Origin of the sequence: Pannonibacter sp. XCT-53, assembly GCF_009915765.1 — a bacterium.
GTDB classification, from domain to species: domain Bacteria; phylum Pseudomonadota; class Alphaproteobacteria; order Rhizobiales; family Stappiaceae; genus Pannonibacter; species Pannonibacter tanglangensis.
The window spans coordinates 582,215-598,507 of sequence record NZ_JAABLQ010000001.1; the positions used below are offsets into that span (position 1 = coordinate 582,215).

The following is a 16,293-nucleotide window of genomic DNA, read 5'->3' on the forward strand; positions in this document are numbered from 1 at the left end:
CCGCGCCATGTGGCTCCCGGGGATAGAGGCCGGGCGAGCGGCGGCAAAAGTTGCCGGGGAAGGGGCGATCGCTTAGTCTGGCCGGGAAGAAAATGACGGGCAGCCGGCCCGGATCAGCCGTCCTCGTCGTCGCCGTGCGCGGTCCGGAGATCTCCCCCGGCGTCCGGTACCCCGAGGGATCCGATGGCGGGGCGGAGCGCCCGGAACCGTCACGCCGAAAGGGATCTGCTCATGCGCATCACCGGGAACCCGCCGATTTCCTCCGTCCAGGGCAAGGGCGGCAAGAAGCGCGCGGGCGGCGGCAGTGACGGCTTCTTCATTTCCAGCGAGGCCGAGACCGCAGCCGCCTCCACGACCAGCTCGGCCACCGCGCTTGGCGGGATCGACGCTCTGCTGGCGCTGCAAGAGGTGGATGTCCAGCCGGATGAGCGCGACATTGCCAGCCGGCGCGGCCATTCCCTGCTCGATGCGCTCGACGCGCTGCGGGCCGATCTGCTCGGCGGTCTGGTGCCGACCGGTCGCCTCGACGAGATGGCGGCGGTGCTGAAAGACCGTCAGCCGAGCGGTGACGCGCGGCTTGACGGGGTGATCGACGAGATCGAATTGCGAGTGAAGGTTGAGCTCGCCAAGCTTGGCAAATTCACCGAGTGAGCCGGCGAAGGACTGGGCAAGGATCCGCCTCGCATTTCTTAACCAATTGATACCAAAGCCGAATTCGTTAACATTTTTTTCAGGAACAGCCGTTGTCCGCGCACCGAACGAGGGATATATTGCGCCCGTCCTAACGGTAACCGGAGTTTTCGATGACGGTTGAACTTGAGTCTGATTATCGACCTTCCGAGGACGAGCCGTTCATGAACGAGCGGCAGCGCGAGTATTTCCGCAACAAGCTGCTTGCCTGGAAAGAGGACATCCTGCGGGAAAGCCGCGAGACGCTGGCCCACCTTCAGGAAGAAAGCCAGAACCATCCCGACTTTGCCGACCGTGCCTCCTCCGAGACTGACCGGTCGATCGAACTGCGGGCCCGCGACCGGCAGCGCAAGCTGATCTCCAAGATCGACGCCGCGCTCGAGCGGATCGAGGACGGCAGCTACGGCTACTGCGAGGAGACCGGGGAACCGATCTCGGTCAAGCGCCTGGATGCCCGCCCGATTGCAACTCTGTCCATCGAGGCGCAGGAAGCCCACGAGCGCCGCGAGAAGGTCTACCGCGACGACTGAGCGGACAATCCGCGACCGAATTTGAGAAAGCCCCGGACTGGCCGAGTCCGGGGCTTTTTTTGGTGTTTGCCCTATTATGCGGGCCGTGGGGAGCGGCGGGCCGCGGCAACAAGGTGAGAGCGGGCACGGCGCTCGGGGAGCGAGACGCCGTGCCCGCCATCAGGCGGCCTGAAGCTCGAGTTCTTCAGGTCGCCCGGGGGACTGATTGGCTGGACGGGTGGGACGGGGTCAGAACGGCAGCAGGATGTCCATGACCTGTGCGCCATAGCGCGGCTGCTGCACGTCCGTGATCTGGCCCCGGCCTCCGTAGCCGATGCGGGCCTCGGCGATCTTCTCGCTGGCGATGGTGTTGTTCGCCTGGATGTCCTGCGGGCGGACGATACCGGCCACGACCAGTTCGCGGACCTCGAAGTTGACGCGCACCTCCTGCCGGCCCTCGATCACCATGTTGCCGTTGGGCAGGACCTGGGTCACCACGGCGGCGACGGTGGTGCGCAGGACCTCGCTGCGGTCGATGGTGCCGTTGCCGGAGAAGTTGGAGGCGCCGTTGAGCGTTGCCAGGTTGCTGGCGCTGACGCCGGCCGGCAGGAAGACGGTGTCGATCGCCGTTCCGAGCGCACCGCCGGCCCCGGCCGAATCGGAGCCGGTGCGCGAGCGCTCCGTCTGGTTCTCGATCTGCGCCCGGTCGGAGATCGTGACGACCACGGTCAGAAGGTCGCCGACCCGTCCGGCCCGCTGGTCCTCGAAGAAGGCGCGGTTGCCCGACTTCCAGAGCGAGTTGGCATTGTAATGCGCCGGCTGCGGCGCGGGCATCGGCATCTGCACGGGCCGGTAACCCGGCATGGTCGTGGGGTCCTGGATCGCATTGAGCGGTGGCTGCTGGCCGACCTGGGCAAGCCGGTCAGCCGTGCCGCAGGCGGCCAGCCCGACGGTCAGCACGGACAGGGCGAGGGTGGAGAGAAGGGAGCGGGTCACTGCGCGGTCTCCTTGGCCGGCGTTTCGTCCAGGGCGGCAACGGTGCGCGGCGCGGTGCCGACGCGGACCTGACCTCGCCCGATCACAGTTCCGGTGACGGTCCTGCGGGACTGGGTGTTCACGATGTCGATGAGATCGCCCTCGGCGCCGGCAGCCAGCGCCTGGCCCTTGGTGGTCAGGCGCATGGCACCGACCTCGTAGACGAGGGTCACCTGGTCGCCGCGCGCGATGAGCTGCGGGCGCTCGAAGTCGCTGCGCGACAGGGGGCGGCCGGGTCGCATGTTGCTGCGGGCGGCGAGGCCGGCAACCTCTGCCGGGTCGGTCACCGAGCGGGCGGGAACCCGGCTGCGCGGCAGGCGCATGACCGTGAAGTCATCCGCGCTGACGATCTGGCCGCGCTCCAGCGGCTGCGCCAGGGTCAGGACGGACACCATCTCCCGGGCCACGCCGCTGATGACCTGCTTGCGCGGGCCGGCAGCGGTGACCATCTCCACCGTCACGTCGAAGCGGCCATCGGCCCGCGACCACAGCGCCTGTTCGATGCGCACGGGATCGCCGGCGGCCGGGTCCACATGCACCGGCTGCGGTGTCCGCGCGAAGGCGATGTCGAGGTCCTCGGGGCGCACATCCTCGGCCTGGCCCGCGAGGGCTCCGGCGACCAGGGCCGACAGGCGGTCGGCATCGAGAACGATGGACTGCCGCTCGACCAGCACGTCCCGCAGCCCGTCGGTCCCGGCGGCAGACAGGCCCGCCGCACGGGCGCGTTCGGCCACCACGTCGGCCGGCACCCGGCCGCTGTGACCGAGGTCGGGAGAGCGGAACAGCGGCACGTTGGCGAGCAGGCCGGCGTTGGAATAGAAGTCGCCGACGGTGACCACATCGGAGCTGACGGCGACCTGGGAGCGCAGGACCGGAGCCTCGAGGGCAAGGGCCTGGACGGCGGCCAGGGCCGACGCCAGCAGCGCCAGACCGGCAAGGACGAAGCGACGCATCAGATCCTCCCCTCAGCGGATGTTGGTGGTGGTGGAGTACATGTCGTCCGCCGCCTTGATGACGCGCGAGTTCATCTCGTAGGCGCGCTGGGCGGCGATCAGGTCGGCGATCTCCGAGACGGCCTCCACGTTGGCCATCTCGAGGAAGCCCTGCTGCAGGTTGCCGTAGCCGTCCTGGTCCGGGTTGCCGACCTGGGCCGCACCCGATGCCTCGGTCTCGAGGAACAGGTTGTCGCCGATGGCTTCCAGACCGGACTTGTTGACGAAGCGGGCGATCTGGATCTGGCCGAGCTGCTGCGCGGCTCCCCCGACGATCGCCTGCACCGCGCCCTCGGTGGAGATGGTCACGTCGCGGGCATCCTGCGGGATGACGATGCCGGGCAGGACCGAGTAGCCATCGACGGTGACCAGCGTGCCGGTGGCGTCGCGCTCGAAGGAGCCGTCGCGGGTGTAGGCGGTGGTACCGTCCGGCAGCTGGATCTGGAAGAAGCCTTCGCCGCGGATGGCGACGTCGAGTTCCTTGTCGGTCTGCTGCAGGTTGCCCTGGCTCATGATGCGGGCGGTGGCGGCGGTCTTCACGCCGGAGCCGATCTGCACGCCGGTCGGCACGATGGTGCCGGCGGCCGAGGTGTCCGTGCCCATGCGGCGCAGGTTCTGGTACAGCAGATCCTGGAAGTCCGCGCGCTGGCGCTTGAAGCCCGTGGTCCGCATGTTGGCCACGTTGTTCGAGATGACTTCGACGTTGAGTTCCTGGGCCTTCATGCCCGTTGCGGCGATATGGAGTGCCTTCATCTGTCAGTTCTCCTGCCGCTCAGGCCTGGGTCGAGCCGAGGCGCTCGATGGCCTGTCGTGACAGGTCATCGGTGTCCTTGAGCATCTTGGTGACGGACTCGTACTTGCGGGTGATCTCGATCATGTCGGCGATCTCGACCACGCCCTGGACGTTGGAGCCTTCCAGCCCGCCCTGGATCACGCGGACCCGGCCGACAGGGTCCGGATTTTCGTAGGTGACGAGATTGTTGCCGATGGCGATGGCGTTCTGCGGGTTGTTCATGGCCACAAGGCGCAGGCGGCCGCGCGTGCCCAGCTCCGTGGAGATCGTGCCGTCGTCGGAGATGGAGATCTTGCCGTCCTCGCGGGTGAAGCTGATCGGGCCGCCTTCGGTCAGCACGGGGCGACCTTCGGAGGTCACCAGCTGCCCGGTGTTGCTGAGGTGGAAGGCGCCGTTGCGGGTGAAGGCTTCGGTGCCATCCTCCATCTGGACGGCAAACCAGCCCTCGCCATCCACCGCGACGTCCAGCGGATTGCCGGTGAGCTGGATGCTGCCGGCGAGGAAATTGGTGATCGTGCGGGCATCCTGGACATAGGACAGCCGCAGGTCGCCGCGCGGAAAGGCGCTCGCCTCCGCGACAGGCATGACATACTCCTGAAAGATCATGCGCTTGGCCTTGAAGCCCGAGGTGTTGAGGTTCGCGATGTTGTTCGCGACCACATCCATCTGGCGCCGCAGCGTGATCTGACGCGACAGGTTGATTAACTGCGCGTTTTCCATGTTAACGATTCCTTATGCTCCCCGAGGGACGCCAGACCTCCCCAGGCCCGTCGTCCGTCCCCACATAAGCAGGGAGCGTGCCAACTCCTAAATCGTTGAAACGATTGGTTTTTGTTTTTTGGCCTCGGCCGGGTCGGCAAATAGGTGAGGAAAAAACGAACCAGTCGGCAACACCTGCCGGGTGAATCCGGTAAGGGATTGGTAACCACTCGTTAACCATTAACCCTTTAGAAACCATTTCACGCGCGCGCAGGCGGCGATGAGGCAGGCGGAGCAGTCCATGGCGGCGGAAGCTGAAGCCGAAGGCGAAGACGGCGCAGAAGGCAAGAAGGGTCTAGGCAAGAAGAAGCTGATGATCATCGGCGGCGGTGCCGTGGCGGCCCTGCTGCTGATCGGTGGCGGCGCATACTTCTTCCTGTTTGCCGGCGGCGAAGAGCCGGAAGTCGATCCGAACGCGCCGCCCGTCGAGGAGCAGGTGCCGGTCGTCTTCTTCGAGCTGCCGGAGATGACGGTGAACCTGTCGACCACGGGCCGGGCGACCTACCTGCGGGTGCGCATTGCGCTCGAGGTCCAGGACCAGGCCACGGTCGACCGGATCACGCCGCTGCTGCCCCGCATTCTCGATGCGTTCCAGATCTACCTGCGCGAGCTGCGTCCGGCGGATCTGGAAGGGTCCGCCGGCCTGTTCCGGCTCAAGGAAGAACTGCTGCGCCGCATCAACCTCTCGGTCTATCCGTCCAAGGTGAATGCGGTCCTCTTCAAGGAAATCCTGATCCAGTGATGGTGCGGCATGGCTGACGACGACGACGATCTGACGGATGGCGACCTGGCCGATGCCTGGGGCGCAGCCCTGGCCGAGCAGGGGGTAGGGGACGACGACGACGACCTCGCCGCCGCCTGGGGGGCTGCGCTGGAAGAGCAGGGTGTTGGCAACGCCGACGACATGGCGGCCCAGTGGGCGGCGATGATCGACGACAGCGAGCCGGAACTCGAGAACGCCACGCGCGGTGCCGACCGTGTCCTGAACCAGGAGGAAATCGACAACCTCCTCGGCTTCAACATCGAGGACACGATCGCCGGCGACCAGAGCGGCATCCGGGCGCTGATCAACTCGGCAATGGTGTCCTACGAGCGCCTGCCGATGCTGGAAATCGTGTTCGACCGGCTCGTCCGGCTGACCACGACGTCCCTGCGCAACTTCACGTCCGACAACGTCGAAGTCTCGCTCGACTCGATTTCGTCCGTGCGTTTCGGTGACTACCTGAACTCGATCCCGCTGCCGGCGATCCTTGGCGTCTTCAAGGCCGAGGAATGGGACGGTTTCGGCCTGGTGACGGTTGAATCGAGCCTGATCTATTCAATCATCGACGTGCTGCTCGGCGGTGGCCGCGGCACCAGCGGCATCCGCGTCGAGGGTCGGCCCTACACCACGATCGAGGTGAACCTCGTCCGCCGGATGCTGGAAATCATCCTGGCCGACGCGCAGCAGGCCTTCGCGCCGCTGTCGCCGGTGCACTTCAATCTGGAGCGCCTCGAAACCAACCCGCGCTTCGCGGCGATTTCGCGCCCGGCCAACGCGGCCATCCTTGTCGAGCTGCGCATCGACATGGAAGACCGCGGCGGCACGATCGAAATCATGATGCCCTATGCCACGCTCGAGCCGATCCGCGATCTGCTCCTGCAGATGTTCATGGGCGAGAAGTTCGGCCGCGATCCGATCTGGGAAGGCCATCTGGCTAGTGAAATTTACGCAGCGGAAGTCGAAGTCGACGCGGTTCTCTACGAGACCTTCCTGCCTCTCGGCCGTGTTCTGAGCTTCGACGTGGGTCAAACGCTCATTTTCAATGTGGAACCAACCGATCCCATCACCATCAAATGCGGCAACGTGCCCCTGACGGAGGGTACACTCGGCCGAGTTGAGGATTCGATCGCGATTCGGGTCACGCGCGGCTTGCGGCGGCCAAAGATGACACTGGCGGCCTTCGAGCGCGCGATGCAGAAGGAAATGGAAAGCACATGAGCTCCCTGCCCATCGGAATGATCATCGAGAGCCTGGTGGCGGTGCTTCTGGTCGTCACCATCGGATATTGCTGGATCCTCAACCGCCGGCTGCAGCGGCTGAGGGCCGACGAGGAAACGCTGCGCGCCACGATCTCCGAGCTGATCACGGCAACGGAAATCGCCGAGCGCGCCATTCTCGGCCTGAAGGCGACTGCCAACGAGGCCGACAAGACCCTGGGCAGCCGCCTTGGACAGGCCGAGCAGATGTCCAAGATGCTGGCCGAACAGCTTGGCGAGGGCGAGCTTGTCCTGGCGCGCATCTCGCAGATCGCCGAGGCCGCCCGCAGCGCCCAGTCGGCGCAGACCGCAGAGGCCAATCGCCGCGCCGCAGAAGACCAGGCCGAGGCCGCGCGTCGGGCCGCTGGCCAGAGCCAGGCTCAGGCCCAGATCCAGGCGCGGGCCCAGGCCTACGCCCAGGCAGCCGCGGCACAGGGCGGCTATCCGTCTGCCCGCCCGGCGGCCGCGGCCCCGGCGCCCGCATCAACCCCGGCCTTCACCGCGCCGCAGTCGGCTGCCCGTCCGGCCGCGACGGCCCCGGCCTATCAGCCGGCTGCCGCAGGCACCTACCGTCCGGCTGCCCAGGCCCCGGTGCCGCCCGCTGCCCCGGCCGTGAAGCCCACCGCTCCGATGACCGCCCAGCCCGGTGTGTCGACCCGCGACATCCGCGCGGCGGCTGCCGAGGCGACGGCGCGTCTTGAGCGCTTCCGCAAGAAGTCGGAGGAGGCCGCAGCTTGACGCTCCGACTGCTTCCGATTGTCGGCATTGCAGCCAGCGCCCTGCTGGGGTTGAAGGTGCTCGGGCTCGTGCTCGGGCACCCGACCGATGTCTTGCCGATTCAGGAAGCACAGGCGCAATCGGCCCCGGCGGGCCAGACGCCGCCGCCGCCACCGGCCACAGGTGCGCAGCCTCCCGCCCCAGGGACTGAGCCTGCCGCGCCTGCCGGCGAGGCCGGGCAGGCGGCCCCTGCCGCCGGCGAAGCCCCCGCCGAGGCCGCGCCCGCTGGCGATGCCGCCGCCAATGCCGAGCCGCCCATCCCGACCGAAATGGAGATCGGCGGGTCTGCCGCCGAGCGCGCGGTGCTCGAAAGCCTCGGACAGCGCCGGCGCGCGCTGCAGGACCAGGAAGGGCAGATCGACCTGCGCGAGAAGCTGCTGCAGGCAACGGAAGACCGGGTCCAGCAGCGCGTCGACGAGCTGAAGGCTCTGGAGCAGAAGATCCAGCAGGCCGTCGAGGAGAAGCGCAAGCAGGAAGAGAGCGAAGTCGCCGCCCTTGTGGTCATGTACGAGAACATGAAGCCGAAGGATGCGGCCCGCATTTTCGACCGGCTGGAGCTTGAAATCCTGCTCAAGGTCGTGCGGCAGATGAAGCCGCGCAAGATGGCTGACATTCTGGCCAAGATGAACCCGGAAGCCGCCGAGAAGCTGACGGTGGCGATCGCCAGCGGCGATACCGGCCAGCAGGCCTCCGCCGACGCACCGGCGCAGCTGCCCAAGATCGGCGGAAACTGAAATCAGGCCAGTTTAAGGGGTTCATGTAAGGCCGCGTTAAGGCCAGCGCCCTAGGGTTAGGCGTGACGCCGAGCGAGAGGATAACCCTGACTTTGTTGATGTTTGTGAGGCAAGCGTATGAGTTCGCCTCGTCCCGGGGCGCCGCAGCCGCCCGGCTTCTGCCGGGGAGGGCGCGGGCCCGGTTTGCCCGGCTGCTGGCGGCCGGCCTCGCGCTCCAGATCCTTCTCGTTCCGCTCTGCCTGTCGCTTGCCCTGCGGACCGCGCAGGCCGAGAACCTTGCCATCGTCGAGCTGCAGGCCAAGGCCGAGGAAGGCTATGGCCGTCTCATCCTGACCTTCAAGGACAAGACGCTGCTGCCGCATTACGATGCGACGGTTACCAGCGGCGTCCTGCGCATCGCCTTTGAAGAGCCGATCGCCATCAGCGTTGACGATGTTCCCCTGCAGCTGCGCGACTACATCGCCGTTGCCCGGCGCGACCCGGATGGCACGGCGATCCGCTTTGCGCTCAAGGACAAGTTCCGCATCAACACGCTGGAGGCCGGCGAGAAGCTGTTCGTCGACATCCTTCCTGCCAACTGGCAGGGTCTGCCCCCGGGGCTGCCCGATGATGTCGTGCGCGAGCTTGCCCGCCGTGCCGAGGAGGCGATGCGCCAGGTGCGCGCGCTGGAACAGGCCCGGCTGAAGGCGGAGGAGGGGCCGCGTGTGGACCTGCGCATCGGCGAGCACCCGACCTTCACCCGGCTTGTGTTCGACTGGACCGTGCAGTTCGACACCTCCTTCGTCCGCGAGGACGACATCGTGCGGGTGACCTTCAACCAGGCCGCCCAGCTCGACGTCAGCCGCTTGCGCGCCAACCTGCCGCCCGGCGTGGTCGATGCGACCTCGTTCCTCGATGGTGGCAAGCTGAAGTTCCTGATGCGCATCGACCCGACGGTCGACATCCGCGCCTTCCGGGAAGAACAGACCTATGTCATCGACATCACGCCGACCGAGAGCCGCGCGACCGATCCGGTCAATGCCGCAATCGGCGAGGCGTTGAACGGTCGCCCGCAAGGGGCTCAGCAGCTGATCGTTGCCCCGGCGACGCGGCGCGAGGACCAGCCGCCGGCGCCGGTCGATCCGGCCGCCGCTGCTCCTGCAGCTCCCGCGCCTGCGCCCGGCGGTGGCCCGCCGGGTGGAACCTTCGGCCAGCCCGAGACCGCGCCGCGCCCCGGCGCCGAAGGGCCGCAGGTCGAACCGCTTCCCGTTCTGGCTGATGCCGGGCCTGTCGCAGGTCCGGCCTTTGCGCTTCCGCGCGCCAAGCCCGGAACGAGCACGCCCGCGCCGGTGCAGATGGCCGCCGGCACCGTGCTTCCCGAGGGCGGCGACCCCTCGACGGTCGGTTCGGTGGCCTTCATGCCCCCGGGCGCCGAGGCTCAGCCGGCGATCCAGGTGGCCGAGACTGCCACCGGCACGCCGGCCCGCGAGCCGCGCGTGCTTGGCGCCCAGAAGGACTTCGGCGACCGCATCATCAATGCCATTCCGCTGGATCCGATGCCGTTTTCCGGATCGCCGAGCGTGCAGGCAAGCGATCAGGGCGAGCCGCAGCCGCGCGTGCTGCAGGGCGTCGAGATCCCGCAGGCGATTGACCTGCGGCAGGCCGGGCCGTCTCCCAGCCAGGATCCCTGGCGCGCGCAGGGCGGAGCGCCGACCCCGGAGCCGCGCTCCGTGCTGCCGACCCCCGAGCCTTCGCCGGAAAGCCTGCCGGTCGATGCGGCCAACGAGGTACGAAACTTCGTTGCCGCCGAGGCACGGCGCATCGGCAACACGGTGCGCGTGGTCTTCCCGTTCCGCGAGCCCGTTGCCACCGCGGTGTTCCGCCGCAACGATTCGATCTGGATGCTGTTCGACACCACCGCGACCATCGACATCCGGGCGATCCGCTCGGCGCTGGCCGATGTGGCCACCGGCATCGAGATGAAGGAGTTCCCGGACCATCAGGCGCTCAGGGTCGATGTAGTCTCCTCGGCGCTGGCGACCGTGGGGGCGGATGGCAACGCCTGGAACCTGGTTGTGGGCGACATGATTGTCGAACCGACCCGTCCGCTGGCCATCGAACGCAACGTGCGCTCCGACGGTGGCAGCGTGCTGCGCATTCCCTTCCAGCAGCCGCAGAAAATCCGGACGCTGACCGATCCCTTTGTCGGGGACCAGATCGTGGTGGTGACCGGCTTCGGTCCGGCGCGCGGCCTGCTCAAGCCGCAGAAGTTCGTCGACCTGGAGACATTGGCCTCGGCGCATGGCGTGGCCGTCGTGCCGCAGACCGACGGGTTCAAGCCGGAGCTGGCCGGTGACGACATCATTCTCCAGCGCGAACAGGGGCTGACCCTGTCGAACGGCAACCAGCGCGGCTCGCGCGTCCTCAACACGATCGTCGATCCGAACCAGCCGAACTACGTGGACTTCACCAGCCTCACCACCAAGGACGAGGAGGAGTTCATGAAACGGCGCATGGAGCTGGAAACGGCCCTGACCAACGCGCCGGAGGAGCGCCGCCGGGCGCCGCGCATGGATCTGGCCCGGTTCTTCCTCGCGCATCTCCTGCCCTACGAAGCGCTCGGCATGATGCAACTGGCCCTTGAGGAGGATCCGGCTCTTGCGGAGGAGAGCGCGTTCAACCTGATGATGGGCGCGGCCCAGACCCTGGCCGCGCGTCCTGATCAGGCCTATCCGCATCTCAACCGGCCGGACCTGAAGAACAGCCCCGATGCGGCGGTGTGGCAGACCATCGTCGAGGTGGCGCTCGGCAACTGGCCGGGTGCCCGCATTTCCATGCCACGTGGCCGGGCCGTGATCGGCAACTATCCCGTCAGCATCCAGGCGGAGTTCAACATTGCCGCCGCACAGGCAATGGTGGAGCTGAACGACTTCGGCATGGCCAATGCCATTCTCGCGGAAATCGAGCCGAGCCTGATCTCGCCGGTCCAGGCGGCCCGTTACGACCTGCTGCGTGGCCGGGTTGCCGACGCATCCGGCCGGTCGCTCGAGGCGCTGACGGCGTTCGATCTGGTGGCCCGCACCGACGACCGGCCGCGGGCGGCGGAGGCGACCTACCGGGCGCTGCGCATCCGCCACCGGGACGGCGAGCTGACGACCGAGCAGACCGTGGACGAGCTGGCGACGCTGGCAACCTGGTGGCGCGGCGACGAGGTGGAACTGAGGACACTGCGCTTCCTCGCCCAGCTCCAGGCCGAGCGCGGCAATTACCGCGAGGCCTTCGAGGCGATGAAGCTGGCGGTCCAGTCGGATTCCGAATCCGAGACCACGCGCCTGCTGCAGGAAGAGATGAACGCGCTCTTCGCCAACCTGTTCCTGAACGGCAAGGCGAACGAGATGCCCGCCGTCAAGGCGCTGGCCCTGTTCTATGACTTCCGCGAAATGACGCCGCCCGGACGGCAGGGCGACGAGATGGTGCGCGGCCTTGCCAAGCGTCTCGTGGAGGTGGAGCTTCTTGATCAGGCTGCCGAACTGCTGCAGCACCAGGTGGACAACCGGCTGAAGGGGGCCGCGCGATCGCAGATCGCTGCCGATCTCGCCGCCATCTATCTGATGGACCGCAAGCCGGAGCGGGCACTGGCGGTGCTGAACCGGACCCGCCAGGCGAACCTGCCTTCGACCCTCGACCGCCAGCGCAACATCGTCGAGGCGCGGGCGCTCACGGAAAGCGGACGTCCGGATCTGGCGCTGGAACTGGTGCGCAACATGCGGGGCGCGGAAGTGGACCGGCTGCGCGCCGACACCTTCTGGGCGGCGCAGAGCTGGCGCGAGGCGGGGGACCAGCTCGAGGCCATGTATGGCTCGCGCTGGTCGGACAACATTCCGCTGGAACAGATCGAGCGCAACGACATCCTCAAGGCGGGGATCGCCTACTCGCTGGCCGGCGACCAGCTCAGCCTCGACCGTCTGCGGACGAAGTACCTCCCGAAGATGTCGGACAGCCCGGAAGCCTTTGCTTTCGACGTGGTCACGCGTCCGATCGAGGCACAGGGCGTGGAGTTTCTGGAGGTCGCGCGCGGCCTGGCCGCCATCGACACGCTCAGCACCTTCATGGAAGAGTATCGCCGCCAGTACATGAGCCCGGAGCCGGGCGGCGAGTCCATGGCCAACGCCCAGACCGGCAACGGCTGACCGGTCACTGAACCGAAGCCCGGACAGGCAAGCGGATGCAGAGGCGCCGTCGCCGCGTCCGGACAGGCCGGGCGGCGGCGGCGGAAGCTATCCCCCGGTTCCGAAACTTCGGACCAGACTGCCGGCGACCAGGGCCCATCCGTCCACCAGCACGAAGAAGATCAGCTTGAACGGCAGCGAGATCACCACGGGCGGAAGCATCATCATGCCCATCGACATCAGGATCGAGGCGATCACGAGGTCGATGATCAGGAAGGGCAGGTAGAGCAGGAAGCCGATCTCGAAGGCCCGACGCAGCTCGCTGATCATGAAGGCCGGGATCAGCACATGCAGCGAGAGTTCCTCGGGCGTCTCCGGCGCCGGCTGGCCCGACAGCTCCTGAAACAGCATCAGGTCCTTCTCGCGCACCTGGGAGCGCATGAAGACATGGAACGGTTCGGACGCGCGCTCGAAGGCCTGATCAAACTCGATGGAGCCTTCCACCAGCGGCCGGACGCCTTCGTTGTAGGCCACCTGGATGGTCGGTGCCATGACGAAGGCGGTGAGGAACATCGCCAGCGAGATCATCACCGAATTGGGCGGTGCCGTCTGCAGGCCGATGGCCGAGCGCAGCAGCGACAGCACGACGACGATGCGGGTGAAGCTCGTCACCATGATCAGGATCGAGGGCGCAAGGCTCAGGACCGTCAGCAACGCGACGAGCTGGACCGCCCGCTCCGTGACGGTCGTGCCTTCACCGAACCCGATGGTGATCTGCTGGGCCTCGGCTCCACCGAGCCCGAGCAGGAAAACCGCGAGGCCTGTCAGGGCCAGGCGGACAGGGGGGACAGCTCCGCGCCAGAGGCTTCTGCCAGCCGGCGCGGCGCTGACGGTCCGCGCCGTCATTTCCGTCCTTGCACGCCGATCTCGGAGAGAAGGCGCGCCATCTCTTCCTCGATCGCGTTGACGCCGGCCTCGTCGCGGTTCGCCGGAGCCGGGCTGACCTCCACGGCCGGCGCCCGGCCCGGGGCCTGCAGCGGCGCCACATCGGGCGCCGCGCTTTCGCCCGCAGGCTGGCTCACGGCCGCGACCAGATCCGCCGGGCTGAGCCGGATCTCCGGGATCACCTGCGCGGCCGGTGTCGGCTGGGCCGCCACCGGAACGACGGGCGGGGTCTGGGTCTGCGCCAGCGGCTGGGCCACCGGTTCCGCATCGAGCGGCGGCGCGACGGTCAGCTCGGCCAGCGTCGCGGCCTCGGCCACCGACTGTGTCGCGGCTGCGCGCGGTTCGGGACGCAGCACGTCAAAGATGTCATCACTGGCGCCATCGTTGCCCACCTCCGCCTCGACCCCGGTCGCAGCTGCGGCGGCGGCCGGTGCGGCAGCGCCGAGCGGCGTCAGCCGGACCTCGGACGAGATCGCCGGCGCGGCGGGAGTTGCCTGCACCTGGGCCGGAGACTGTGCCAATGTCTCTGTCGATGACTGGGCTTGAGACTGGACCTGTGCCGGGCCGACCGGAGCGGCGACGCTGGTCGACGCCGGTGCCGGCGGTGTCAGGCGGACCTCGCCGATCGCGGCGGGACGCGCCTGGGGCGGCGTCTGGAGCGACACGGCAGGCGCGGCTGCAACCGGCTCGACGGTCTGCCCGGCCTGGGCCGCGCTGTCGGCTCCGACCTGCGGACGCGGCTGGGCCGGGAAGCCGGCAAATCCGCGCACGGTCGGGGCAGAGGTCTGCACGGATGCAGCCTGCGGCTGCGGCTGTGTGACCTGGGCGGCAGCCTGCGGCTGCGGCTGTGCGGCCTGGGCGGCAGCCTGCGGCTGCGCCGGGCTCCGGACGTCCGGAGCCTGCGCCTGTGGCGCTGCTGCATCCGCAGCCTTCACCTCAGCGCCGGCGCTGGTGTCGGCCGGCGCGGACTGTGCGGCAAGCGCATTCGGGTAGGCCGTGCGGGCGCGGGCGGCAGGACCGGAGGAGGGCGGCGTCAGCTGACGCTTGACCTCCGGCTCCTGCACCGGGGCGGTGCGCTCGCTCGACCGCGAGAGGCTGCGCGCGAGATCGGCGACGGCCGCGCCGGCCGCCGCCACGGACGAGCCTGCCTTCGACGTGAGGCTGGATGCTGCGGCGGCGAGGCCTTCCGTCGCCCGGACGGCCGCACGGGATGTTTCCTGCTGCGACTGGACCTGTGGCTGGGCCTGGGACTGGGCTTGCGACGGGGCCATGGCGGCTGCCTGGGGCGCTGCGACCGATGGGGCACTCGCCGGGCGCGGCGCGGGCTGCGGTGCCCCCTGCGGGTCCGGGGCAACCCGGCGCAGCGGTTCGGTCAGGGCCGCGATGCGCGGGCGCAGGGACTTGACGTTGTCCGCGCTGTCCGGGTCCTGCGGCGCCTCCTCGATGCGCGGGGTCGTGCTGCGTCCGCGCAGCGCGGCAAGCGCGGCTTCCTGCGGGCTCTGGCGCAGCGAGGACGCGCGTGCAGCCGGGGCGGGCGCGACCGGCGCCACGGGCTCGACCGGCTGCGGCGCACTCATCTGCGGCTGCGGCGGCAACCCGGCGGCCGCAGCGACCGGCTGCGGTGCAACCGGCTGCGGCGCCCAGCCCTGCTGGGCCGCGTAGGGATCACTCTCGCCCTCGTAGGGCGGCGTGCCGTACTGCGGTCCGACCTGGGCCTGACGCGGATAGCTTGCCGAGACCGGCGTGCCCCGGACGATCGCCTGTTCGACCACGACATCGGTCGGGCCGCCGACGAGGATCAGGTGCTCGACGTTGTCACGGCGCACCAGCAGCAGGCGACGGCGCGTGTCGATGTGCATCGCGTCCATGACGGCGATGCGCGGCTGCCGGTTGCGTCCGGTGGCAATCCGGTTCCCGGTCAGCTGACGCAGGACAAAAAGCACGAGGCCGATGAGACCGAACACAATGGCAAGGGCGATGATGAAGGACATCGCCTTCGCGATTCCTTCGCCCACGCCAAATGTTTCCGCGATCCATTCGTACATGCGAACCTCTTCAAGCCGTTCTGGGCCTTCGGTTTTCTGGCGACTGTCACCGGTTTCCACCGGCTGGATGCCGCAACGGGTGCAGTGCAGATACCATCTGAAGCCGGTCAGGTATACTGTTGCTTCGCTGCGCGGAGCTTGCGCTCCGGGCGGCCGGAGCGACCCGCCGGTGCACCCGGCACCGTGAGCCGATGTCCCTGACCGCCGTCGACCGGACCTGCAGCGTGATTCTGTCCGGCTGTTAGCAAAGGTTAACACCGTGCGGCAAAAATTGCCGGGTCCGGACCTGCCGACAGGGTCGAATTTGCCGCAGAAATCCATGATTTCCACTGAAATGCGGCGGATGTTGGAAAATGCAATATGCAGTCGATTAACCATTCGTTAACGATTTGACCGGCAACACTTGCCTAATCCGTTAACAAATGGTGACTCGCATGGCCTTGTCGGACCTCTCCATGTTCCGGGCGCTGAAGTCAAAGATGCACTGGCACCAGTCGCGCCAGAGCGTCCTGTCTGAAAACGTCGCCAATGCGGACACCCCCGGTTACCGGGCGAAGGACATGAAGGCCTTCGATCTCGACAAGCTGGAGAGCACCGGAAGCGAGGGGCTCTCGACGGCCAGGACGCAGGCCAGCCACCTGCAGGGCTTCATGTCGGCGTCGTCGAACCGGGAAACGCGCATCGAGACCTTCGAGATCACGCCCGACGGAAACAGCGTGTCGCTCGAAGAGCAGATGATGATGGTGACGGCCAACCAGATGGACTACCAGGCCGTGACCACCCTCTACACCAAGAGCATCGGGCTCATCCGCACCGCCCTCGGCAAGACGGCGTAAGGGAGGCATGC

Annotated in this window: 14 protein-coding genes; 8 read left to right on the forward strand and 6 right to left on the reverse strand. The window is 67.8% G+C overall.

Features of this window, described 5'->3' with window-relative positions; all coding sequences use genetic code 11:
• Positions 1 to 231: 231 nt before the first annotated feature.
• Together GWI72_RS02680 and dksA are read left to right on the forward strand one after the other, a co-directional pair.
• The gene (locus GWI72_RS02680; RefSeq protein ID WP_161675519.1) at positions 232 to 651 is read left to right on the forward strand and encodes a flagellar assembly protein FliX; all 420 of its coding nucleotides are present in this window, start codon (positions 232 to 234) and stop codon (positions 649 to 651) included.
• Positions 652 to 803: 152 nt separating this feature from the next.
• Positions 804 to 1,220 carry an RNA polymerase-binding protein DksA gene (gene dksA, locus GWI72_RS02685; protein ID WP_161675521.1) on the forward strand — a complete coding sequence of 139 codons (417 nt, stop codon included), beginning with the start codon at positions 804 to 806 and terminating at the stop codon, positions 1,218 to 1,220.
• A gap of 228 nt (positions 1,221 to 1,448) precedes the next feature.
• On the opposite strand, the gene flgH is transcribed toward dksA, so the two are convergent.
• The 4 genes from flgH to flgF are packed head-to-tail and all read right to left on the reverse strand — an operon-like array spanning position 1,449 to position 4,739.
• On the reverse strand, positions 1,449 to 2,195 hold the full coding sequence (gene flgH / locus GWI72_RS02690; protein WP_161675523.1) for a flagellar basal body L-ring protein FlgH: 747 nt from the start codon (positions 2,193 to 2,195) through the stop codon (positions 1,449 to 1,451).
• Positions 2,192 to 3,187 (reverse strand): flagellar basal body P-ring formation chaperone FlgA, encoded by a 996-nt coding sequence (gene flgA, locus GWI72_RS02695; RefSeq protein ID WP_161675525.1) that lies wholly within the window; start codon positions 3,185 to 3,187, stop codon positions 2,192 to 2,194. The genes flgH and flgA overlap by 4 nt, the downstream gene beginning before the upstream one ends.
• A 12-nt stretch (positions 3,188 to 3,199) precedes the next feature.
• Complete coding sequence (gene flgG / locus GWI72_RS02700; RefSeq protein WP_161675526.1) at positions 3,200 to 3,979, reverse strand: flagellar basal-body rod protein FlgG; 780 nt, start codon at positions 3,977 to 3,979, stop codon at positions 3,200 to 3,202.
• 19 nt (positions 3,980 to 3,998) lie between these two features.
• A complete protein-coding gene (gene flgF / locus GWI72_RS02705; protein WP_161707803.1) occupies positions 3,999 to 4,739 on the reverse strand; it encodes a flagellar basal-body rod protein FlgF in 741 nt (246 codons plus the stop codon).
• Between the two features lie 280 nt (positions 4,740 to 5,019).
• On the opposite strand from flgF, the gene GWI72_RS02710 reads away from it, so the two are divergent.
• The 5 genes from GWI72_RS02710 (at position 5,020) to GWI72_RS02730 (ending at position 12,477) form a co-directional block, all read left to right on the forward strand.
• A complete protein-coding gene (locus tag GWI72_RS02710; protein WP_161675529.1) occupies positions 5,020 to 5,520 on the forward strand; it encodes a flagellar basal body-associated FliL family protein in 501 nt (166 codons plus the stop codon).
• 9 nt (positions 5,521 to 5,529) lie between these two features.
• A complete protein-coding gene (gene fliM, locus GWI72_RS02715) occupies positions 5,530 to 6,759 on the forward strand; it encodes a flagellar motor switch protein FliM (protein WP_161675531.1) in 1,230 nt (409 codons plus the stop codon).
• Entirely contained in the window at positions 6,756 to 7,535 is a 780-nt protein-coding gene (locus GWI72_RS20095; protein ID WP_161707804.1) for a DUF6468 domain-containing protein, read from the forward strand. Before fliM ends, GWI72_RS20095 begins: the two co-directional genes overlap by 4 nt.
• Entirely contained in the window at positions 7,532 to 8,308 is a 777-nt protein-coding gene (locus GWI72_RS02725) for a MotE family protein (protein ID WP_161707805.1), read from the forward strand. Before GWI72_RS20095 ends, GWI72_RS02725 begins: the two co-directional genes overlap by 4 nt.
• A gap of 98 nt (positions 8,309 to 8,406) precedes the next feature.
• The gene (locus tag GWI72_RS02730) at positions 8,407 to 12,477 is read left to right on the forward strand and encodes a hypothetical protein (RefSeq protein ID WP_209000040.1); all 4,071 of its coding nucleotides are present in this window, start codon (positions 8,407 to 8,409) and stop codon (positions 12,475 to 12,477) included.
• An 87-nt stretch (positions 12,478 to 12,564) separates the two neighbouring features.
• On the opposite strand, the gene fliP is transcribed toward GWI72_RS02730, so the two are convergent.
• Positions 12,565 to 13,362 (reverse strand): flagellar type III secretion system pore protein FliP, encoded by a 798-nt coding sequence (fliP, locus tag GWI72_RS02735; RefSeq protein WP_161707806.1) that lies wholly within the window; start codon positions 13,360 to 13,362, stop codon positions 12,565 to 12,567.
• On the reverse strand, positions 13,359 to 15,446 hold the full coding sequence (locus tag GWI72_RS02740; protein WP_161707807.1) for a flagellar biosynthetic protein FliO: 2,088 nt from the start codon (positions 15,444 to 15,446) through the stop codon (positions 13,359 to 13,361). Before GWI72_RS02740 ends, fliP begins: the two co-directional genes overlap by 4 nt.
• Positions 15,447 to 15,880: 434 nt before the next feature.
• Between GWI72_RS02740 and flgB the strand changes: the two genes are divergently transcribed.
• On the forward strand, positions 15,881 to 16,282 hold the full coding sequence (flgB, locus tag GWI72_RS02745; protein ID WP_161675539.1) for a flagellar basal body rod protein FlgB: 402 nt from the start codon (positions 15,881 to 15,883) through the stop codon (positions 16,280 to 16,282).
• Positions 16,283 to 16,293: the final 11 nt, after the last annotated feature.